The sequence below is a fragment of the Photobacterium salinisoli genome, assembly GCF_003614885.1.
Classification (GTDB): domain Bacteria; phylum Pseudomonadota; class Gammaproteobacteria; order Enterobacterales; family Vibrionaceae; genus Photobacterium; species Photobacterium salinisoli.
In genome coordinates this window covers 1,261,929-1,284,708 of record NZ_QZMS01000007.1, presented here as the reverse complement: position 1 = coordinate 1,284,708, position 22,780 = coordinate 1,261,929, and the positions used below count along the sequence as shown (strand labels likewise).

At 50.7% G+C, this 22,780-nt stretch carries 18 protein-coding genes; 14 read left to right on the top strand and 4 right to left on the bottom strand.

All coding sequences use genetic code 11. The features are described 5' to 3' along the window. Window positions 1-198 precede the first annotated feature (198 nt). Window positions 199-1,011, bottom strand: a complete 813-nt coding sequence (gene elyC, locus D6M16_RS06605; RefSeq protein ID WP_120511117.1) for an envelope biogenesis factor ElyC — start codon at window positions 1,009-1,011, stop codon at window positions 199-201. A 117-nt stretch (window positions 1,012-1,128) separates the two neighbouring features. Between elyC and cmoM the strand changes: the two genes are divergently transcribed. The 8 genes from cmoM to D6M16_RS06565 all read left to right on the top strand — a co-directional run bounded on the left by cmoM (window position 1,129) and on the right by D6M16_RS06565 (window position 12,639). Then, a complete protein-coding gene (cmoM, locus tag D6M16_RS06600) occupies window positions 1,129-1,923 on the top strand; it encodes a tRNA uridine 5-oxyacetic acid(34) methyltransferase CmoM (RefSeq protein ID WP_120511116.1) in 795 nt (264 codons plus the stop codon). A 50-nt stretch (window positions 1,924-1,973) separates the two neighbouring features. Continuing rightward, window positions 1,974-3,302 carry a chromosome partition protein MukF gene (mukF, locus tag D6M16_RS06595; RefSeq protein WP_120511115.1) on the top strand — a complete coding sequence of 443 codons (1,329 nt, stop codon included), beginning with the start codon at window positions 1,974-1,976 and terminating at the stop codon, window positions 3,300-3,302. Next, on the top strand, window positions 3,283-4,011 hold the full coding sequence (mukE, locus tag D6M16_RS06590) for a chromosome partition protein MukE (RefSeq protein WP_027253292.1): 729 nt from the start codon (window positions 3,283-3,285) through the stop codon (window positions 4,009-4,011). The genes mukF and mukE overlap by 20 nt, the downstream gene beginning before the upstream one ends. Further along, window positions 4,011-8,471, top strand: a complete 4,461-nt coding sequence (mukB, locus tag D6M16_RS06585) for a chromosome partition protein MukB (RefSeq protein ID WP_120511114.1) — start codon at window positions 4,011-4,013, stop codon at window positions 8,469-8,471. Before mukE ends, mukB begins: the two co-directional genes overlap by 1 nt. A gap of 359 nt (window positions 8,472-8,830) precedes the next feature. After that, window positions 8,831-9,871, top strand: coding sequence for a hypothetical protein (locus tag D6M16_RS06580; RefSeq protein ID WP_144409009.1), 1,041 nt, complete (start codon window positions 8,831-8,833; stop codon window positions 9,869-9,871). A 408-nt stretch (window positions 9,872-10,279) separates the two neighbouring features. Next, window positions 10,280-11,011, top strand: a complete 732-nt coding sequence (locus D6M16_RS06575) for a tetratricopeptide repeat protein (RefSeq protein ID WP_240435538.1) — start codon at window positions 10,280-10,282, stop codon at window positions 11,009-11,011. A gap of 175 nt (window positions 11,012-11,186) precedes the next feature. Next, a complete protein-coding gene (locus D6M16_RS06570) occupies window positions 11,187-11,633 on the top strand; it encodes a globin domain-containing protein (RefSeq protein WP_162940942.1) in 447 nt (148 codons plus the stop codon). A gap of 169 nt (window positions 11,634-11,802) precedes the next feature. After that, window positions 11,803-12,639 (top strand): PEP-CTERM sorting domain-containing protein, encoded by an 837-nt coding sequence (locus D6M16_RS06565; protein ID WP_205576839.1) that lies wholly within the window; start codon window positions 11,803-11,805, stop codon window positions 12,637-12,639. Window positions 12,640-12,699: 60 nt separating this feature from the next. Here the strand turns inward: D6M16_RS06565 and D6M16_RS22580 are convergent, their stop codons facing one another. Further along, window positions 12,700-12,822, bottom strand: a complete 123-nt coding sequence (locus D6M16_RS22580; RefSeq protein WP_276131386.1) for a hypothetical protein — start codon at window positions 12,820-12,822, stop codon at window positions 12,700-12,702. A gap of 189 nt (window positions 12,823-13,011) precedes the next feature. Between D6M16_RS22580 and D6M16_RS06560 the strand changes: the two genes are divergently transcribed. Next, window positions 13,012-13,782: a TSUP family transporter gene (locus D6M16_RS06560; RefSeq protein WP_120511111.1), complete on the top strand. Its 771-nt coding sequence runs from the start codon at window positions 13,012-13,014 to the stop codon at window positions 13,780-13,782. On the opposite strand, the gene D6M16_RS06555 is transcribed toward D6M16_RS06560, so the two are convergent. Further along, window positions 13,727-14,587 (bottom strand): LysR family transcriptional regulator, encoded by an 861-nt coding sequence (locus tag D6M16_RS06555; protein ID WP_120511895.1) that lies wholly within the window; start codon window positions 14,585-14,587, stop codon window positions 13,727-13,729. The genes D6M16_RS06560 and D6M16_RS06555 overlap by 56 nt on opposite strands. Window positions 14,588-14,723: 136 nt before the next feature. Next, window positions 14,724-15,224: a MarR family winged helix-turn-helix transcriptional regulator gene (locus D6M16_RS06550; protein ID WP_046219768.1), complete on the bottom strand. Its 501-nt coding sequence runs from the start codon at window positions 15,222-15,224 to the stop codon at window positions 14,724-14,726. Between the two features lie 558 nt (window positions 15,225-15,782). Here D6M16_RS06550 and D6M16_RS06545 point away from each other — a divergent pair. The 5 genes from D6M16_RS06545 to D6M16_RS06525 all read left to right on the top strand — a co-directional run bounded on the left by D6M16_RS06545 (window position 15,783) and on the right by D6M16_RS06525 (window position 22,631). Further along, the gene (locus D6M16_RS06545; protein WP_120511894.1) at window positions 15,783-17,036 is read left to right on the top strand and encodes an imelysin family protein; all 1,254 of its coding nucleotides are present in this window, start codon (window positions 15,783-15,785) and stop codon (window positions 17,034-17,036) included. A gap of 173 nt (window positions 17,037-17,209) precedes the next feature. Beyond that, entirely contained in the window at window positions 17,210-18,577 is a 1,368-nt protein-coding gene (locus tag D6M16_RS06540; RefSeq protein ID WP_120511893.1) for a di-heme oxidoreductase family protein, read from the top strand. Window positions 18,578-18,587: 10 nt separating this feature from the next. Then, window positions 18,588-19,598 (top strand): imelysin family protein, encoded by a 1,011-nt coding sequence (locus D6M16_RS06535; RefSeq protein ID WP_240435537.1) that lies wholly within the window; start codon window positions 18,588-18,590, stop codon window positions 19,596-19,598. Then, entirely contained in the window at window positions 19,579-20,706 is a 1,128-nt protein-coding gene (locus D6M16_RS06530) for a DUF1513 domain-containing protein (RefSeq protein ID WP_205576838.1), read from the top strand. Before D6M16_RS06535 ends, D6M16_RS06530 begins: the two co-directional genes overlap by 20 nt. 137 nt (window positions 20,707-20,843) lie before the next feature. Further along, window positions 20,844-22,631 carry a L,D-transpeptidase family protein gene (locus tag D6M16_RS06525; protein WP_120511109.1) on the top strand — a complete coding sequence of 596 codons (1,788 nt, stop codon included), beginning with the start codon at window positions 20,844-20,846 and terminating at the stop codon, window positions 22,629-22,631. Window positions 22,632-22,780: the final 149 nt, after the last annotated feature.

The following is a 22,780-nucleotide window of genomic DNA, read 5'->3' as shown; positions in this document are numbered from 1 at the left end:
TGTTGCACAGAGCTGTCAAAAAATGTTTTCAGCATCATAGGGATTAAGCGGAGTTTAAGGAATGCTTCCTAATTACTTTAACTATTCAAAAATCGAACATGTTAAAACCAAATGGAATATTGGTTAAGATGTAACCTATTGAAGGGAATGATAGTGCAGTGACAGCCAGTGGTGTACTGGCTGTCGAATTGAGGTGTCTCAGGCGGCGGTACTTTTAGTGACGGGCTGTACGACATTGACGGGGGCAGCGCTGTCGGCCATGTCCCGTAATTTCTGCCACCATTTGCCGAGCGTTTCATGCCAAAATCGCTCTGTTTGCTCCAGATACTGGGCTTTCGGTGCGTATTTCAGCCAGGGCTGGTGGATCTCATCACTGGCCAGGTAGTTGGTAGGGGCGGGGATCGGATTCAGACCTGCCTGATTAAACTCGGCAATGGCGCGGGGCATATGGCTGGCTGAGGTCACAAGCACCAGGTTGCGCTTGCCAACCACAGAAGCGGCCTGAAAGGCTTCTTCCCAGGTATCTTTCGCGGTTTCCAGCAGAAGAATATCCAATTTATTGACCCCTAACGCGATGGCCACTTTTGCCATCATCCGGGCCTGACTGATTTCAGTACCACCGTCATAACCTGACAGGATGATTTTGGAACCGGGTGACAAATTATGGATACGTATGGCTTCAGCCAGGCGCATCAGCGAGGCCCGTGACAGTTCAGAGGTGATAGGCAGATCTTTGTCGACCACATGGCTGTTGCCTAACACCATGATGTAATCAACCGGCTGTCCGGATGGAATATAGCCTTTATACTGGCGTTCCAGAGGGGTCAGCAGGCTGCTGGAAACAGGCTGGAAGGCAACCAGGAAAATACCCAATAAGGAGACGGCCAGCATGTACCCGGCCAACTTATGCCGGCGGGTAAACCACAGTATCATCAGCCCTGTCATGCCCACGATCAGCAGCAAAGGAAGGGGCATCAAAAAAGCTGACAAGATTTTTTTCAGTTCAAACATATCAGGTCGTCCGAAATTTCAGCAATTGAGCTTGAATACGCGCTCCAAGTCTTTATTACTCTAAAGCTTGTGACACAATAAGCATCTGACTAGGCCACTATCATAACGAAAACTGACGTGATCAGAGATCGAAATTTTGATGATTTAGCCCAAAAGTTCTCAGAAAACATCTACGGTACAGCAAAAGGGCTGATCCGTCAGACTGTCGTATGGCAAGATTTGGAGCAGATTTTACATACCCTTGACGCGACGTCAGCAGAGCCGGGCACAGTATTGCATGTGCTGGATGCTGGCGGCGGAATGGGACAGTTGTCGCAATTAATTGCGAAACGTGGTCATAAAATCACTTTATGTGATCTTTCTGGAGAAATGCTGAAACTGGCAGGTGCGGAAATTGCCAAAAATGGCCTGCTTGAGCAATATCGACTCATACATTGTCCGGTGCAGCAGGTTGATCATTATCTGGATGAGCCGGTCGATTTGATTTTGTTCCATGCGGTGATGGAATGGCTGAGCGATCCGCGTGCAGCCCTCGAACACCTGATGAAGCAACTGAAACCGGGCGGGATCGTTTCCGTCATGTTCTATAACCATAATGGCTTGCTGTTTAAGAACCTTATTTGCGGTAATCTAACCCACGTCGAACAAGGGATGCCACACCGCAAACGATTCAAGCTACAGCCCCAGTCGGCGCAGACACCGGAAGAGGTGTATGCATGGCTCACGGAAGGCGGATTTACCATTTTGGGTAAAACCGGTGTAAGGACTTTCCATGATTACATGCGAACCGACCGGGTGGGTGAGTACAGTCTTGAACAATTACTGGCGATGGAGCAGCGTCTCTGCCGTCAGGAACCGTATTTATCATTAGGGCGGTATATCCATGTATACGCTCAGAAACCGTTGCAGTAAGAAATATAAAGCCGGTTGCAAGTAATAAATCTAACAAATAAGGACAACGGATGAGTGACCAATCCCAGACTGTTCCTGAGCTGGTGACCTGGGTGAAACAACATGAATTCGCCCTTAACCTGCCAACGGAAAGACTGGCATTTTTATTGGCGATTGCCGTGTTAAGTGGCGAGCGTCTGGATGAGGAACTGGGGGAAGGTGAACTGGTTGACGCGTTCAAGATTGTGAGCGATATGTTTGACCAGTCGAAAGACACCCTGGTTTTCCGCGCCAATAACGCAATCAATGAACTGGTGCGCCAGCGTCTGATTTCCCGTTTTACCAGTGAAATGACAGAAGGTGCCAGTATCTACCGGCTCAGTCCGTTGGCACTGGGTATTGCCGATTACTACGCCCGTCACCGCGAATTCTCATCAATGAAGCTGTCGATTCAGTTGGCTATGGTGGCCGATGAGCTGACCAAAGCCGCGGTGGCTGCCCATGAAGGCGGCGATGAACAGCACTGGAAAATTAACGTTTATGCGGTACTGAAGTATTCAGTGGCCGAGATTTTTGATCGTATTGATCTGAATCAGCGCACCATGGACGAACAGCAGCAGCAGGTGAAAGAAGACATTGCTGAACTGCTTAATCAGGACTGGCGTGCGGCCATCACCAATTGTGAAAGTCTGCTCAATGAAACCTCCAGTACCCTGCGCGAGCTTCAGGATACCCTGCAAGCCGCCGGGGATCAGCTGCAAACCCAGCTACTGGCCATTCAGGATGCAATAAGCACGACCTCGGATCTGGAGCTGGAATATGTCGAAGGCATGGTGTACTCCCTGCAGGCAAAGCTGGACCGGATCATCAACTGGGGCCAGCAGGCAATAGACTTGTGGATCGGCTACGACCGGCATGTGCATAAGTTTATCCGTACCGCCATTGATATGGACAAAAACCGTGCCTTCAGCCAGCGCTTGCGCCAGTCGGTCGCTGAGTTTTTCGACGCGCCATGGCAGCTCACTTACGCCGATGCTGAACGCCTGCTCGACATGCGCGATGAAGAACTGGTCCTTCGCGACGATGAAGTGACGGGCATAGTGCCGGAAACGCTTGAATTTGAAGAACTGAGCCAGGTTAACGATCAGCTCAGTGAAAGAATTGCTGAAATGTTGGATATCCATAAATCGCAGGGTGCCGCCATCAATCTGGGCACCTTGATCCGAGAATATCTGACCCAGCATTCCCATGCGCAACATTTTGATTTAGCTCGTATTATTGTTGATCAGGCCGTGAAGCTCGGTTATTCCGAGTCGGATTTCAGTGCGATTCAGCCTGATTGGGAACTGATCAACGACTACGGAGCCAAGGTACAAGCCAATGTCATTGACAAATATTGAAGAATTTATGCCAGAGAACCTGGCCAAAGCCATTGCCAACCCTTTGTTCCCGGCATTGGATAATGCACTGCGATCGGGCCGCCATGTGTCTAGCGAAGATTTGGATAATCATGCGTTTTTGCTGGAGTTTGAGCAGGACCTGATGCTGTTTTACAAGCGCTACAACGCTGAACTGGTCAGGGCGCCGGAAGGCTTCTTCTATCTGCGACCTCGCTCCACCTCGCTGATTGGCCGCTCCGTGCTCTCTGAACTGGATATGCTGGTTGGAAAAGTGCTGTGTTTCCTGTACCTGAGCCCTGAACGGCTGGCCCATGAGGGAATATTTACCAATCAGGAACTGTTTGATGAGCTTCTGTCGCTCGCCGATGAAAAGAAACTCATGAAGCTGGTGACCAACCGGGCGTCAGGCTCTGATCTGGATCGTGAAAAGCTGTTCGACAAAGTGAAAACTTCCCTGCGCCGTATGCGTCGTCTGGGCATGGTGATCATGCTGGGTGACAGCGGTAAATTCCGTATCAGTGAAGCGGTGTTCCGCTTTGGTGCGGATGTACGTAACAGTGATGACATCCGAGAGGCTCAGCTTCGCCTGATCCGTGACGGTGAAGCCATCGTGCATCAGCAATTGCCGACCCAATCCAGTCTGATTGAGGCAGAGCAACCGAATGACACTGCAAGTGATGAAGAAACAGAGCAAGAGGAACACGCCTGATGGAGCGCGGTAAGTACCAATCTCTGACCATGGTTAACTGGAACGGCTTCTTTGCCCGGACATTTGATATTGACCAACTGGTCACCACACTTTCCGGCGGTAATGGTGCGGGTAAATCCACCACTATGGCTGCGTTTATCACGTCTTTGATCCCTGATCAGAGCCTGCTGCACTTTCGTAATACCACAGAAGCGGGAAGTTCCAATGCGTCCCGTGACAAGGGATTACACGGCAAGCTTAAACCTGGCGCCTGTTATTCTGCTCTCGATATCGTCAACTCTAAGAACCAGCGCATCATTTTTGCGGTTAAGCTGCAGCAGGTTGCGGGCCGGGACAAAAAAGTCGACATCAAACCTTTCCTGATCCAAGGCTTGCCGTCTGCGGTGAAACCGACGGATATTCTGGTGGAAACCCTGTCGGAGAACCAGGCACGGGTGCGTCAGATCAATGAAGTGAAAGACGCAGTGTCTCAGTACGAAGGTGTGCAGTTCAAAACCTTCTCTTCTGTTACCGACTACCATACGCAGATGTTTGAATTCGGTGTCTTGCCGAAGAAGCTGCGTAACAGTACCGACAGGTCTAAGTTCTACCGTTTAATTGAAGCATCGCTGTACGGCGGTATTTCCAGTGCCATTACACGCTCGCTGCGCGATTACCTGCTGCCGCATAACTCTGGTGTGAAAAAAGCTTTCCAGGATATGGAAGCGGCGCTGCGTGAAAACCGCATGACGCTTGAAGCCATCAAGGTTACCCAGAGCGATCGTGACCTGTTTAAACATCTGATCACCGAAGCGACCAATTATGTGGCGGCCGATTACATGCGTCACGCCAATGAGCGACGTGTCAAGCTGGAACAGACACTTGGCCTGCGCAGCGAATTGCTGGGCTCACGCCAGACGCTGATTGATCAACAGCAGGTGTTCGGCAACCTGTCGCAAGAGCTTGATGAGCTGAAAGAGAACGAGAGTGCGCTGGAGCAGGATCATCAGGCGGCATCGGATCACTTGCAACTGGTTCAGACGGCCGTTCGCCAGCAGGAAAAAATAGAGCGTTACCGTGATGATCTTCTGGAGCTGACTGAGCGTCTGGAAGAGCAGGTCATGATTGTTGAAGAAGCGGCCGAGCAACTGGCCATGGCGGAAGAACAGGCCATGCTCAGTGAAGACGAGGTCGACAGCCTGAAATCTCAGCTGGCCGATTATCAGCAGGCGCTGGATGCGCAGCAAACCCGCGCTTTACAGTACCAGCAAGCCGTTCAAGCGCTGGAAAAGGCCCGTCAGATTTCGGCCGATGAGACGCTGGATCAGGAAAATGCCGCTGAACTGCTGTCCAGGCTGAAACAACAGCAAGACAGTAAAACCACGGCACTGCTGGCACTGAAACACAAGCTGGATATGTCAGCGGCCGCTGCCAAACAATTCGAGCGCGGCCTGCAGCTTGTGACGACGATTGCGGGTGCAGTGGAAAGAGCCTCGGCAGGTGAAAAAGCCCGTGAATTACTGGCGACAGGCCGTGAACTGCGAATGATTGCTCAGCGCAGTGAACAGCTGAGTGCTCAGTATCGCGATCTGGAGCGCAGCATGCGTCACCAGCGTCAGGCCCAGGATCTGGCAGACACTTATGCTAAACGTTTTGCCGTTGAAATTGATGGCGAACTGGCACTGGCTGAAGAACAGGCCCGTCATGAAGCGACTCTGGAAAGTCTGGAGCAGAATCAGTCTGATCTGGTGGAAAAACGCAGTGAGCTGCGTCGCCAGGAACAGCAACTGTCAAAAGACATCAGTCTGCAGGAAGGCAAAGCACCGGCCTGGATTGCCGCCAGTGATGCGCTGGAAAAACTGGCTGAACAATCTGACCAGGATCTGTACGACAGTCAGGCCGTGATGACGGCCATGCATCAGACGCTGGAATCTGAGCGTGAAGCCATTCATGCCAGAGACAAACTGGCAGTGCGCAAGCAAAATGTTGAAAATGAAATCGAACGTCTGGCCTTGCCTGGCGGCAGCGATGATTCCCGACTGCGTGTGATTGCTGATGTGCTGGGCGGCACCTTACTGTCTGAGATTTACGACGACATCACGATTGATGATGCGCCGTATTTCAGTGCTATGTATGGCCCTGCACGTCATGCCATCGTGGTGCAGGATATTGATTCTGTCCGCGAGAAACTCTCCGGGCTGGATGACTGTCCGGACGATCTGTATATCATCGAAGGCGAAGCGGATTCGTTTGATGACAGCAGTTTTGTTGTCGACGAACTGGAAGGGGCGGTGTGTGTTCAGCTTAATAAGCAGCAGCTGCGTTATTCCCGTTTCCCGAAAGTGCCGTTGTTTGGCCGTGCCGCCCGCGAGCAGCGTCTGGCAATTTTACGCGAAGAGCGTGATCAGATTGTCGAGGATCACGCCAAGGCCTCTTTTGATGCCCAGAAGCTTCAGCGTTTGTACCAGAGCTTCAATGCTTTTGTGGCCAGTCACCTGGCGGTCGCTTTTGATCCCGATCCGGAAGAAGCAATTCGCGCCGCTCGTGAAAAGCGTAATCAGATTCAGCGTCAGTTGAACGACACTGAAGCCACTGAGCAGCAACAGCGAAGCCAGCTTACCGCGGCACGTGAAGGTTTGTCGCTGTTATCCAAACTGCAGCCGGTCGTGGCCTTGTTAGAAGATGAGACTATCGCCGCCCGTCTTGAAGAGGTGGAGCAGCAGCTCTCCCAGATTGATGAAGCGCGTCATTATCTTGAGCGCCACGGTAAGGCATTGGAAGAGCTGGAAACTCTGGTGTCAGCACTGGATACAGACCCTGAGCGGTTTGATGCTATGCAGGCTGAGTATCAGGAAGCGGACCAGGCACTTCAGACACTGAAAAGTCAGATTTTTGCCCTGGCCGATTTGGTCGAACGTCGCCACCACTTTGGCTACGCCGATGCCGTTGAGCTGCTGAGCAAGAGCTCTGAGCTCAACGAGCAACTGAAGTCCAAACTGGAAACGGCTGAACGTGAACGTACCCGTCACCGTGAGAGCCTGAAACAGGCTCAGACGCAGAGCAACCAGTACAACCAGTTGCTGGCGTCGCTGAAGAGCTCACATCAGGCCAAGCAGGAAACCGTACAGGAATTTGAGCGCGAGCTGCAGGAACTGGGCGTTCGCGCCGATCTTGAAGCGGAAGAGCGCGCTCGCCTGCGCCGTGATGAGCTGCATGAACGTCTTCACAGTTCCCGTAATCGTCGCAGCGAGCTGGAAAAAGCCACCACCTCACTGGATATGGAAATGCGCAATCTGGTGAAGCGCCTGCGCAAGGTAGAAAAAGACTATATCGATTTACGTACGCTGGTGGTGAACACCAAAGCGGGATGGTGCGCGGTATTGCGTCTGGCACGGGAGAGTGATGTTGAACGTCGCCTGCATCGCCGCGAAATGGCCTACATGACGGCCGACGAACTGCGCTCGCTGTCTGACAAAGCGCTCGGGGCACTGCGCCTGGCAGTGGCCGATAATGAAACGCTGCGTGATGCGTTGCGTGCTTCTGAAGACGTATCACGTCCGGAACGAAAAGTACTGTTCTACATCGCGGTGTACCAGCATCTGCGTGAGCGTATTCGTCACGATATTATCCGTACCGACGATCCGGTTGAGGCCATCGAAGAGATGGAAGTCGAACTGGCCCGTCTGACCGAAGAGCTGACGGCACGTGAAAAGCGTCTGGCTATCAGCTCAGACAGCGTGGCGAATATCATCCGTAAAACCATTATGCGGGAGCAAAACCGCATCAAGATGCTCAACCAGGGCCTGCAGAACATCAGTTTTGGTCAGGTGAAAGGCGTGCGTCTGAATGTTAACGTGCGTGAAACCCATGAATCCCTGCTGACGGGCCTGGCCGATCAGCAGGATCAGCATCAGGATTTGTTCGGCAATAACCGTCTGACCTTCTCTGAGGCCATTGCCAAGCTGTTCCAGCGACTGAACCCGCATATTGATATGGGTCAGCGTTCACCGCAAACCCTGGGTGAGGAGTTGCTGGACTACAGGAACTATCTGGAACTCAGCATTGAAGTGAATCGTGGTACAGATGGCTGGCTGCAGGCCGAATCGGGCGCCTTGTCAACCGGTGAGGCCATTGGTACAGGTCAGGCTATCCTGCTGATGGTTGTGCAGAGCTGGGAAGAAGAAGCCCGCCGTCTGCGTGGAAAAGACATTATCCCATGCCGTCTGCTGTTCCTGGATGAGGCCGCACGACTGGATGCCAAGTCTATCGCCACTCTGTTTGAGCTGTGTGATCGTCTGGACATGCAACTGCTGATTGCCGCGCCAGAGAACATCAGCCCGGAGAAAGGGACCACCTACAAGCTTGTGCGTAAGATCTTTAAAGATCGGGAACATGTCCATGTGGTCGGTTTACGTGGTTTTGGCCAGGAACCGAAAGGTGAGCCGGAACCGGGCAGACAACTCGAGTTAGACCCGGCTTAAAACCAGCGAAAACAAAAAACCAGCATGGAAACATGCTGGTTTTTTGTCCTATCTTTTTCCTGTTCTTTTCAGCCCTCTGACTTGAGGGCTGTTATATCAAGAGTTCTCTGAGCGTTCACTTCGCCTCTTTTTGTCCTGCTTACGCATCATCGTGCGGTCAGTTTTGTCTTGTTCCTAAGACCTGTTTCTCAATCGTTAGTGTCACTGTCGATAGCGCTTTGGGACTCGTTAGAGTGCCTAGAATTTTAGTGTTGGAGTCGGCCATCTGACTAACCACTCAATGCATGTTTCAGGCGTGGCGGCCGGGTTGGGTGAATAGTGAATAACGAATGAATAAGTTTTGTCGTAGGGGTGATGACATGAAAAGTATAATTCTATTAATGCTCGCCATGATGGCAGTGGCGGGTTGTAGTGATTCAGACAGTGCGGATAACGCTGCGAATACACCATTGGATTCAGATGGTCAGCAGGAAGTGCCCGTTACTATTGAAGTACCTGAAAATCCGGGTACGGACCCTGGTGATCCCGGCGGCCCTGGTAACCCTGGAGACGGTTATGACGGCCCACGTAAAGTGTGTCTGGCCATTACGGGTCTGGAGATTAAAGGCAGTGCCGGCAACATCATTGAATATACCAATGAGGTGATTGAAGAGGCGCTGAAGTCAGATCCTAATTGCGTGCCACCATCAGAAATTATCAGTGATGCACTGCCAGAAGGCATGGTGCTGATTGATTTACTGCATATGAGCAATGATTTGGCTTATCTGCTGAAAGGCGTGGGCCTGCCAGTTGATGACTATGTCAGTGTGACACTGAATATCAACGATCAGGGTAGCTACGGCGGTGGCTATGATGTCGATCTTGATGGTGATATTGATATCAGCACTGGTAGCCCTTACTCCTATGTTCAGGAATACGATGGCGATTACAAGAAAATTGATCTGGGCGGTAAGCTGGAATTTGCGGGCTTTAATCTGAAAGACAAATACGGCTACCCACAAACTTACTCAATGATGATTGACCCTTACAGTGCCTTTAATATGCAGGATAACGGTGCTTACGGGCTGTCAGGTAAAGGTATGTGGCTGGTTAATAAACTGGATGCGGTAGATGTTGTAGGCGAAATCCTGGATTCGGCTTGCGTTCAAGACAGCCTGAAACTGATTTATCTGTTTAAATCTGATTCCGACGGTCCAAGCTCAGGTGATCCTGATTACGTGACGACTGCGAGCCAGGATGATAACGGTGGCTATTCTTACGGTATGGCAAGTATCCCGAAAGGCTACTATGACTTCGAAATCATGTGCGATGTCGATGACGCTATTCCTGAGTTTTCCGGTTACGGCAGCTACGATGTTGAAGTAACAGATAATGCAGACGGTAACTATGATATCTACTGAGTTACCCGGTTAATGTAACCACAACCGGTCGACTTTGTTCGACCGGTTTCTTTTTGTCACAAGGTTGAATTTCTGCTGAACAGCTAGTCGATAATGCTGAAAATGCGTAATTTTAGCTTTTTACACAAGATCAATATCTCATTTTTGCGCAAAAATAATCTTAGTGTGTTCATAACAACTCTTTGATTCCCGTCCTGTTTATCATTAGTGTCGATATTTTTAGTCGCGATTGCCCAGATAGAGCTGGTTGTTTTTTAACCTCCCATTCATTAAAGTGCTTCCCATTGCGTGTAAAGGAACCAAAGAGAAACAACTATGACTTTCAGTGGCAAATTGCTTTCACCTTCGTTGAATAAATTCACACTACTTAAACAGATTGCACTCACTTCAGTATTTGGTGTTGCTGTGATGGCATATGGTGTACATCCGGTTCAGGCATCTGTGACGACAAAGCCGACCAATCACCTGAAATCGACACTGAAATACGTGGAGCTTGAAGCGGAAGAAGGTGATAAGAATATGCAGCTTTTCCTGGGCCGGGCGTACCTGGAAGGGAAGAGTGGTATTGAGGCTGATCCGCTGAAAGGGCTCTATTGGCTGGAAAAAGCCGCAGTTGATATGCCCGAAGTGAAAACGATGATCGGCGATTTGTTCAAAAAAGGCCAGTTGCTGCCTCAGAATAATGAGCTGGCTATCAACTGGTACAGCAAGGCGGCCAAAGAAGGAGATATTCCTGCTATGGTCGAACTGGGTAATTATTATGCCTCCGGTGCTGAAGGCAAGGTGAACTGCGGAAAAGCGATTCACTGGTTTACTCAGGCGTCGAATGGCGGTTCTCTGGATTCAAAACGTAACCTGGTTTGGTTATATGCAACCTGTTCAGATGAAGAAGCACGCGACGGTCATTTAGCGCTGAAACTGGCAAAACAGCTGGTCAAAAAGTCTGAGGCAGATGCGGGAGACTATGACAATCTTGCGGCTGCTTATGCTGCCTGTGGTCAGTTCAACCAGGCGGTTAGAGCGCAGGAAATTGCGCTTGAAAAATTAGAGCAGGACGCAGAAGCGCAACGCATTGCCAAGTTTACGCAACGCTTAAGGCTGTATCAGCAAAATCAGACGATTTACAGCGCTTCATTGTAATACCCTTTTCGCATAACAACACCTGAACGGTTATTTCTTCTCCTGTTATGCATTAAAGCCTTCACCTTGTTGTGAAGGCTTTCTTTTGTCCCATTTCGAATACAGATTTTTACGTCAATTGGCAGTATTTTGCCGATAATTAATGCATAGCTGTGTTTTTGTAATGGGCGATGTTGTGATACCTCCCGAACGTGATATTTCAGATATTGTCAGTAGTCACACTCTGGATTTCTCATCCGGACACAACCGGCTGAATGCAGTGGGTGGTGAGGCCGGTATTCGTAAACTGGCTGATGCATTTTGTCATTGTATGGACACACACCCTGATCTGGCGGTGATACGGGCCAAATACCCCGACGATCTGACTGATTATCGTGAAACGCTTAAGACTTTTCTGTTGACCTGGATACGCGGTGAAGTACCGCTTTACACAAAATCCAACGGTCGTCGTTATCTCAATACCAACCGGCGACGGGTACGTCTTAACAGCGCCGAGAAAGAGGCATGGCTTCGGTGTATGCAGCTGGCGCTGGATACCCAGCCTCTCAGCGAAGTGTTTAAGCGGTACGTCATGGTGCAGTTAACCTTGTCGGCAGAAATGACACGTAAAAGCCAGAATTAACAGCACACCAGATTGGCGTCACCAGCCGGATTGTCATCACATACTTGTCAGATAATTTTACAACCCTCCTTTGTTTGCTCTTTTTTTTAACGCTAAAACAATTGCTTACTATGTGGCCTCATCTTTGCTTCGAACTTAATAACGCATGTAGTAGACAGAGGGCCAAAGGATGAAGTTATTTAGTGGATTAACCATGATTGCATTGTGCTGTCTGGGTGTATCGGCCAACGCTGCTGAAATCAATTTAGCCACACCGGGTGTGGATCAGGCTGTTCTGACGATGGGCAACCAAGGTGACAGTTATGTTGCGGTTTACCAGCAAACCGGGGCGGGGTCGGGCAATCTGAGCTCATTCCTGCGCGTTCTGGAAGGAGGGAATGGTAACGGGAACAGTAATGGGGACGGAAATGGCATACAGGAAGGCTTTAATACCGGTACCCCAGATCCCTATATGATGGATCAGTTACCATCGGGCAATTTTACCCGTGATGTCACGTTCTCGGAACTGCAGTCACTGGATGGTTTTTACGCCTTTATTCTCGATGCTAATGAAACCGGAAATGATAATGAAATTGTACTGACGAACCTGATGCTGTTCTCAACCAGTATTGCCAGCCAGAATGTGGATGATATTGCGAACCTGCAAAGCAGCACGTTGCTATGGAGTCTCGACTGGGATGACAATGGTGCTTTTCAGGATAATTCTGTGCGTCTGGATACCAGCAAAAATAACAACGGCCCGGGGAGTGGTGCGACGGATTTAGTGTTCTTAATCAATGAGAATTACTTTGCCAATATACCCGCTGGCCAGAACAATTTCGTTCTCTACTCCAGCTTCTCTGAATTTGATTCAGGTTATGAAGAGTGGGCACATGGCCAAGTCGCGTTTGATCCGGATGGCGGTGATCCGCCAACGCCGGTTCCTGAACCTGGCAGCTTAGCTTTACTGGGGATCGGCTTACTGGGCTTGCTAAGCCGTCAGTACAGACGCCGCCATCAGGCATAATCCAGCCAGACAACGAAACCTTCAAGGGAGCTCAGGCTCCCTTTGTTGTGCGTGAAAGCGCTAATCTTGCGGAGACTTCAAGAAGTCTTCCAGCGCCTGAATGGCCGCATTGACCCATTCCTGTAAGTTTTCAGCCTGCGATAAAGAGGGATGGCACTCATTGCGCTGAACTCTGATATTCATAATCTTCTACCTCCCTGTTAAGTGTAGATCGGCTGTGACAGATACACGCACAGGCTCAGATTGCGTTTAACCGGAAATTCATTCCATTGTGGAATGAATTGATATCTCAGCTTTCGCTGTTAACGGGTTATGAGTGATGTTAATTTTTCCGGCCTGTGGGGACTGGCCCCCATCGTTTCAGGAAGAAGTATGGACATCTCTTTAGACATTCTCGCGATTTTGTTCTTCGTGGCCGGTCTGGCTGCCTTTATTGATGCTATCGCCGGTGGTGGCGGACTGCTTACAGTACCTGCGTTACTGGCAGCCGGCGTGCCGCCAACGCAGGCGCTGGCGACCAATAAACTGCAGAGCTCCTTTGGCAGTTTTTCAGCGACTTATTATTTTGTGCGAAACGGACTGGTCGATCTCGGGCAAATGGTGCTGGCAATAATCTGCACGTTTGTTGGTTCAGCTGCGGGTGCGGAACTGGTGCAAGTGATTGATGCTGGCCTGTTGACGACCATGATTCCAGCCTTGCTAATCATCATTTCTCTGTATTTTCTGTTCGCACCACAAGCCAGTATTCACGGTGGTAAAGCTAAGATCTCTGACGGGCTTTTTGCCTTTATTGTCGGCACCAGCATTGGTTTTTATGATGGCTTTTTCGGGCCGGGAACCGGTTCCTTATTTACCATTTGCTTTGTCACTTTGGCTGGCCTTGGCATAGTGGAAGCGACAGCACGGACCAAGGTGCTGAATTTTACATCCAATATTGCCGCGCTCATGTTCTTTATCATTGCTGGCCTGCCGGTATGGGAGATTGGTCTGGTCATGGCGGTAGGAGGATTCATTGGTGCCAGGATAGGGGCCAAAGTGGTCGTCAGTAACGGACGAAAGTTAATTCGTCCTATGGTAGTGATTATGTCTATGTTGATGGCAATAAAGCTGTTGTGGGAACAAAATCCGCAATGGTTTCAATAAGGTGTTTCGCGCGTTCTGAACGATAACTGTGCTGGCGGTAGCAAAGGTAAATGGGGCGGACAAAGCCGTCAAGAAACGCGAAATGCTGGCAATCCTGCTTTTTGATTGCCAGCGTTTTCACCACCGAAAGCGGCACCAGTGCCGGCGCTGCTCCACCCAATGCCAGTTTTGCGGCTGCGGTGTAGGAATCCATTTCCATTAAAGGGCGAATGCCTGCCTGCTGCAATAATCCCGCCTGATAGGCATTGGCCGGATTGCTGAGATCATTGGTCAGCAGGCACTCTGGCGCTTCAGCCAGCGGTTGATTGAATACCACAGTAAAAGGCTCATCAAATAAATGCCTTGCCTGAAGCCCGTGATGGGCGGGCAGATGACCGGCACAAAACCCGACGGTAGCGTCACCAGCCTGGACTCTCTCAACAATGACAGGGGTGTGGTGGGTATTGAGCACGATATGAGGATCGTCTTTCAGAAAGCGCCCCATCAAGGCGGCAAGATAACCGGCCACCAGGGTTTCCGAACAGGCCAGAATAATCGGGGTATGATCCCGGACAGCCTGCTGATCGAAGATCTGGCCTTTTAATTCATTGAAACCGGGACCGACCTGCGCCACAAGTGCCTGCGCATCCGGGGTTAGTTTAATGTTCCGGCCATCAGGCACAATCAGCTTTTTGCCTAACCGTTGTTCAAGCCGGGCGATACGTTTACTGACAGCACTCTGGCTGATGTATAAACGGCTGCCTGCACGGCTCATGGTGCCTTCTTTCGCAAGTACCAGTAATGTTTCCACACCTTCAAGCAGCACAAATAGTCCCTGGTGCATTATTGATGAATAGTTGGAATGTATGATAGCAAAGCCAGCGAAATGAGGCGATGGTCGAGCGGGAGAATAACAGATAAGCCGCCAGTAAAATTGCCCGGCGGTTTATCAGAACGGAAGTTTAGTGATGACCTGAGGTGTCGTCGGGATGCGTCTGCGTAATACTGCCTACTTCCAGCATAGGCGCCACATCCAGGTGTTCGGCATTCATCATGGAAGAAATGCGCTGAACCGAGGACAGCAGCAGCGACTGTTCCCATTCGTCTAACTGCTGAAAACGGGAGACAAAACTTTCCTGCAAAGGCAGCGGAGCTTTATCCAGATTTGCCAGGCCTTCAGCCGTGAGATGCGCATGCACTTTTCGTTTGTCCAGTTTGCTTCTTTCTCTGACGACAAGGCCACGCTTTTCCAATCGGTCAAGGATCGTTGTTGCTGTTGCCTGACTCATATTGGTGTTGCTGGAAAGCTGGCGAATAGTCACTTCACCTGAATCGCGTATAGCTTTCATCAGTACCAATTGCGGTCCGGTCAGACCGGTTGATTTGTTCAGTTGTCTTGAATGCAGGTCGATCGCTCGGATTATTTGTCGCAGGGCGATGAGGACTTCTTCATGTTTGTCCATGTTGCTCTCCCACCTTGTTGCCGCACGGAACATCAGGTGATGGATTGTTGCGTGATAGAAACGGCAAAAGCACTTATTGATTCAGGTTGTCTGAGTAGTCAGCTGACGTGATGGTTCGTCTTTTTCAGTCAGACCTTTAGTAAAGCCAAAATTCTAGCACGCCAGTTAATAAGCCAGCTATCAAAAATGCTGTAAAAACCATGATTTGCTCGATTTATCAGCTTCTGGCATCAGGAAGTGGCGACGAACAACTTAGGTATTTCCTGATAAACAGACTGGCTGCAGATTCCTGCTGATAATTTCTATTGTAGATGAGTGGAATAGTTATCGGACACTCGCTGAAATTTAGATCAGGAGCGCTGAACTATCCTGAGGCACGCCAATAAAAATGGTTAAACCTTAACCACTAAGGGTCGCATTTTTTTGTTTGTACGGATTTTGGTCAAGATTTTTCAAAATGTTTCCAGTTGTTACTTGTTATTGTCTTTTTCGTGAATAATAATGATTCTCAATATAAACCTCATTGTTTTTAATTTCACCAAGGACGATACGCCTAAGATGAAGAAGACTTTTACCCTTTCTCTGCTGGCCGCTTCTGTCGTGGCCTCCGCTTCATCGCATGCAGCTGTTTCTAAGCAAGATGTGGTCAGCCATTACGCAGATATTGCTTTTAATGTTTTCAGTGATGCCCAGACAACGGCACAGAACCTGGACAAAGCCATTGATGCTTTGATTGCTGCGCCTTCTGAAAAGACGCTGGCTGAAGCCAAAGAGGCCTGGAAGCTGGCTCGTATCCCTTATCAGCAATCGGAAGTCTTTCGCTTTGGTAACCCGGTCGTAGACGACTGGGAGGGTCAGTTGAATGCCTGGCCTCTGGATGAAGGCCTGATCGATTATGTCGCCCAGGGTTATCATCATGAGCTGGGTAATGAAGGCGCGACGGCCAATATCATCGCAAATGAAACGATCCTGGTGGGCAATGCGACGATCAATGCGGTGCAAATTACACCGGAGTTGCTGGCGGATATGAATGAAGTCGGTGGTTCGGAAGCCAACGTTGCAACCGGTTACCACGCCATTGAATTTTTGCTCTGGGGCCAGGATTTGAATGGCACCTCTGCGGGCGCCGGTGAGCGTGCCTATACCGATTTTGCGAAGGGTGATGCTTGTACTAACGGCCATTGTGATCGCCGCCGGGCTTACCTGAAAGCGGCGTCTGAGCTGCTGCTGACCGATTTGGACTGGATGGCGAAGCAATGGTCTGCAACCGAGAAAGGCAATTACCGCAGCGAGTTGCTGGCAGATTCGCCGGATAACGGTTTACGTAAAATGCTGTTCGGCATGGGATCGCTGTCGCTGGGTGAGCTGGCCGGTGAGCGCATGAAAGTGGCACTGGAAGCCAGTTCGACCGAAGATGAGCATGACTGTTTCTCCGACAATACTCATAACTCCCATTTCTATGATGAGCAGGGTATATACAACGTCTACACCGGTACTTACCAGCGTGTTGATGGCAGCACCCTGACTGGACCGAGCATCCATGATCTGGTGGCGGAGAAAGATCAACAGGCAGCAAAAGCGATTCATGCTGAGTTCGACAATGCCCGCTCGCAGGTTTATACCCTGGTTGAGTCAGCAGAGAAGCATAATCAGCATTTTGATCAACTGATTGCGCCCGGTAATAAAGCAGGCCACAAGCTGGTCAATAACGCCATCATGGCGCTGGTCAAGCAAACGGCGGAGATTGAACGTGCTGCCAGTATTCTGGATGTGACAAACCTGAATCCGGATACCGCTGATCACCAGTTTTAAGCAGTGATGAGGTCAATCTATAAGAACAACATTAAGAGGCTCATCTGAGCCCTTTTGCCGTCATGGTATGACCAGAAATATTGAGAATGTGAGCGTGTAATAACATGAAGTTGAAGTCCTTTGCAGCCAGGATAGCTGCGTTTGCGTTGCCGTTAGCGATCGCTTTGCCGGCCATGGCCCAGCAAAGCGGGGAAAACGCAGTTACGGCTGATCTTTCTTTACGCAAATCCGGTGGGGCGACCAGTGTCACTAAAACCGGTGCGAATGCTTACTCTATGCCTGCGGCGAACCTTCCTTTGGTTCAACGGCTGGATTTTAGCGTTGGTAACAGCTTTTTCCGTAATCCCTGGGTACAGGCCCCCGCGACGACAGACGCCCGTGACGGACTGGGGCCTTTGTTTAACACCAACGGTTGCCAGAATTGCCACATCAAAGATGGCCGGGGGCATCCGCCGGAAGAAGGGGATACCAACGCTGTGTCTATGCTGGTGCGGTTAAGCATTCCGGCCCTGACACCGCAACAGAAAAAAGCCCTGATCACAGATGGCGTGATCCCTGAACCTGTCTATGGTGGTCAGCTGCAGGATTTTGCTCTGCCTGACGCCAAGCCCGAAGGCCAGATCACAGTGACATACACTGATGTCCCGGTTACTTTCCCGGACGGTGAAATCGTGACATTGCGTAAACCCACACTGACGATTCTTGATCTGAATTATGGCGACCTGCACCCGGACATCATGATGTCGGCGCGTATTGCACCGCCCATGATAGGTCTGGGTTTGCTGGAGCAGATCCCCGAGCAGACTCTGGAATTACTGGCGGCAGCACAGCAAGAAGAAGGTAAAGGGATTTCCGGCCGGCTGAATCGGGTATGGGATGTTGAAAAACAGCAAACCGTTGCGGGGCGCTTTGGCTGGAAAGCCGGCCAGCCGACGCTGAAGCAGCAAAATGCCGGTGCATTTAACGGCGATCTGGGTCTGACGAGCCGCTTGTTTCCGGTTGAAAACTGCACCAGTGGTCAGGAGGTATGTCAGACACTGCCCAATGGCGGCTCCCCTGAAGTCAGCGATAAAATCCTGAATTTTGTTGAGTTTTATTCCCGTCACCTGGCTGTACCTGTTCGCCGCAATCTCGATGATCCACAAGTACAACGCGGTGAGCGCTTATTTGCTGAGACAGGGTGCGGTTCTTGTCACCAGAGCAAGCTGCAGACAGCTAAAGTCGACAGTTTACCGGCTCTGTCTGAGCAGACTATTCACCCTTATACCGATCTGCTCTTGCATGACATGGGAGACGGTCTGGCTGATCACCGTGGCGAGTTTCTGGCCAATGGCCGGGAATGGCGAACGGCACCGTTGTGGGGGATTGGCTATACCGAAGAAGTGAATGGCCATACCTATTTTCTGCATGACGGCCGTGCCCGCAATCTGATGGAGGCTGTGCTCTGGCATGGCGGCGAAGCGCAGAGCAGCCGCGATCAGGTTCTCCGGCTGGCTAAACAGGACAGGGAAGCATTAATCGCTTTCTTGCATTCACTGTAAGGGTATGAAAATGAAAAAAACGAGGATTGCACTGTGCTTGATGCCTCTGGTGACCGGGCTGGCGGGGTGTCAGGAAAATCAAGAGACAGTCAGTGCCACAATTCACCAGCAGCATATTAACGCTGCAGAAGCGTTTACGGATGCAGCGCGGGATCTGGAAAGTGCGGTCGAGACGCTTTGTCAGGTAAACACGAATGAAAACCTGGCGGCAAGCCGGTCTGCCTGGCAAGTGCTGATGCAGGACTGGATGGTGCTACAGGGACGGGACAAAGGCAGTGAGGCTGCACTGGCGCTGACCTGGCAAATTCAATTCTGGCCGGATAAAAAAGACATTACCGGGCGAAAAATGGCTCAGCTTCTTGCCCAGAATACGCAATGGGACGCGGCATTACTTGCCGAACAAAGTGTCGCCGTACAGGGAGCGGGTGCAATGGAATGGCTGCTGTACGCGCATCCTGAACGGTTGCAGCAGCCGCAGGGGTGTGAGGTCGCCACGGCAATAAGTCAGCGTCTGACGTTGAGTGGAGAAGCCCTGATTAAGGCGTGGAAAGCCAATCCCTGGCAGGCAATGACACCGCAACTGGCATTGGGCGAATATGTTGGTGCCCTGACCAATCAGCTGGATTTTGCCATCAAGAAGCTGACATTACCTATGGGCAAGCCGGGTCATCCGCGTCCTTATCAGGCCGAGTCCTGGCGCTCTCAAACATCAATGAGCAATCTGAAAGCCAGTGTACAGGCCATGCAGTCGCTGTATCTGGCCGAAAGTAAAGGGCTGGATGCGTTGTTGCGGGCCCATGGAGACACCGAACTGGCTGATCGTATTGCCGGGCAGTTCGATAGTCTGATAGCCGGCTGGCCACAAAGTGCCAGCATGGGCGCGTTACTGAAAACACGCGATGGGTATCGCGAACTCATCAGTATATATAACAGCCTGGAGTACATTCGTTTTGCACTTCATGATGAAGTGTCGCCGGCTTTGGGCATAGTCGTAGGGTTTAATGCAACTGATGGTGACTGATTTAACACGACGCGCACTGCTGAAGAAAGCACTGGGCACCGCCATTTTGCTTCCCACCGCAGGGATGCTGTCAGCCTGTGCCTCAGCAGAACGTTCTATGGGGCAATTATCCGGTACAGAAGCCGGGGATCGTATTATCGGTTGCAGCAGGACGGCAAACGGCCACTACGCCGTTGTGGTGGCAGACCTGAAGGGCCGGCCCATACACCAGATAGCTCTGCCTGAACGCGGCCATGGTGTGGCGATTCAGCCTGGTGGCGTTCTGGCGGTGGCTTTTGCCCGTCGCCCGGGGGCTTATATGCAGGCTTTTTACCCGGCGACGGGAGAGAGGCTGCCGCTTCGCCGTGCTGATCAGAACCGCCATTATTATGGTCATGGCGCATTTTCCGCGGACGGCCGTTACCTGTTTGCAACCGAAGGGGTGAGCACAACCAGTGAAGGTGTGATTGGTGTTTATGACACGACAGCCGGGTTGCAAAAAGTGGCTGAATACACTGGGTTTGGTATCGGCCCTCATGAGGTGGTGCTGGCCGATCCGGACACTCTGGCGATAGGTGTCGGGGGCGTACATACCTTCGGCCGCGAACCGTTAAATCTGGATAGCATGCAGCCTGCATTGGTGTATCTCGATATTCAGAGCGGGAAAGCTGTCGAGAAAGCCGTGCTGTCGGATAAACGGTTGAGTATCCGGCACCTTGCAGTGACAGATACCGGTGACATCGCCTGTGGTCAGCAATACCGTGGATTACCGGAGCAAACTGCATCGCTTGTCCACCTGCATACGCGTGGCGGCGAACTTCGACCGCTATTGGCGGATGAAGAGGACTGGATGCGGTTTAACCACTATATTGCCAGTATTGCCAGCCTGGATGGTTACCTGCTGGCGACATCTCCGCGAGGTAACTGCTACGGCATCTGGCGAGAAGAGACAGGTGATCTGGTTGATTTACAGCCATTGACGGATGCATCCGGGGTGGCAGTCAGTGAGGGGCAGTGGCTGGTGGGGTCAGGGGCGGGAAAAATTCTGACCCGCACTACGCTCAATCCGGGGCGCATCGATCAATCCGCCGTGATGTGGGACAACCACTGGAAATTGCTGTTCAGTTGAAACTTTGAAACAACGGCCTTTCGAATATCTCACTACATTTATAAGTATAAATAGGGAAAGCATCGAGTTATCGTTTTATTTCAAGCGATAATCGCTTTGCTTTGCCATAATGTTAGTGATGGTAGCGGAGAGCACACATGACGAGGCTAGGTCGTATCGGGCTTCTTCTGGTAGTCAGCAGTGTTTCTTATACTCTGCATGCACAGGATGCGTCAAACACTGGTCTTGAACCAGAGATCAGTGTAGACATCAAAGCGCCTGTTGCGCCAGAAGCTGACACAAGTGCCGTCGCTGAACCTGCTGCTGTGGCCGAGGCGGCAGCCGTAGCGCTAACCCCGGAACAGATTCAGGCTCAGAAACAAGCGGAAGAATTAGCGCTTATCCGGCAAAAGTCACTGGCCTGGGTTGATGATGTGTCTGCTCAACTGCCGGACCTGCGGTATAAACAGCAGTTGGCTCAGCTGTACCACGGCTTAGGTTATGTGCCTCTCTGGCAAGACAGTTTCACTGTGACTGATTTTGAGCAGCAGTTATGGGTACTGACACTCGCTGAAGCCAGCCCCGACTTTCATCAGCGCCTGAAACGCCTCAAACAGCTTAAGCAAAGCAACGACTGGCGGCAGTATGATCTGCTTGCGACAGACACCTTACTGGCGTATCTCAGTTTCATTGAAAATGTCATTGATAACCGTACGCAGTGGCTGTTTAGCGAGGAAGTGCCAGCGCGCATGCCTGCGCCTTCGGATGAAAGTCTGTCTGAGCTGATGGCCGTGCTGGAACGTGATCAGCTCAACGCCTTTGTGGCGTCACTCAAACCTACCGATCGTCACTACAATCAGCTTTTGCAAGCAATTAACCGAATGGAAGCGATAGCGCAGAAGCCCTGGCCAGTGTTCAGTCAGCCTGGCATTATCCGTCTGGGCGCCTGGCTGAGAGATCCCGATGTCTTAATCACTATGCTGGAGCGTTTGGGGGATTTAACTGACTATCAGGCAGAACAGCTCAGAACCGCGGGCAAGAAACACTACAATATCGATCTGGAAGAAGCCGTGAAACACTTCCAGCAACGGCATGGACTAAAAGTGGACGGTGCCATTGGTCCTCAGACCCGTGCCTGGCTTGCGGTAACGCCTCAGGAACGTATTCGTCTGCTGGCACTCAATGCCCAGCGCAGCCGGGTGTGGACATCGGACTCCCCGTCCCGGCTGGTGGTGAATATTCCCGATTTTGCGCTCAATCTGTGGCTGGATAATCGTATGGTGTTTGATGCCAGAGTGATTGTCGGACAACCCAAACGCCCAACACCTATCATGAGTTCAAGCTTATCCTCAGTGGTGTTTAACCCCTACTGGAATGTCCCTAACTCCATTATGAGGAAAGATATCCTCCCGAAAGCCCGCTATGACAGCGGTTATCTGTATCGTCATCATTACGATGTACTCCGGGGTTGGAACAGCAACGAAAAAATTCCTATCAGCTCTATCAACTGGCGTTATGTAAACGCGAAAAACTTCCCGTATCGTCTGCGGCAAAAACCAGGCGCCCATAATGCGCTGGGACGCTTTAAATTCAATATACCGAACAATCAGGCGATTTATCTTCACGATACACCGTCAAAAAGTCTGTTTAATAAAGACTTCAGAGCATTCAGCTCAGGTTGTATCCGCGTCCAGGGCGCGGATGAAATGGCGAAAGTCTTGTTAAGCTACGCTGGTGTGTCAGAACAGCGCTTTGATCAGTTGGCTGGGCGAACGTCGACCCGAACAGTTGGGGTAAAACCGAAGATCCAAGTGTTCCTGATCTACAAGACAGCGTGGATTGATGAACAGGGACTGGTGAACTACCGCAATGATGTGTATCAATACGATGAGCAGGATAAAAATTCACCAGACTCAGAAAAATTTGCATCAATTTACAAAAATTAAATTCCTTGTTCGTCAATAACTAGTCAACTTGTTGGCTTTTTTGATGTCTGTTTTTTGACATTTGTGCGTTGACTCATCGAAAACACACGGCTATCGTGCAGTCGTTTACAGGCTTTTGCGCTTGTTTTTTGTGTTTTACAGTTGAGTTT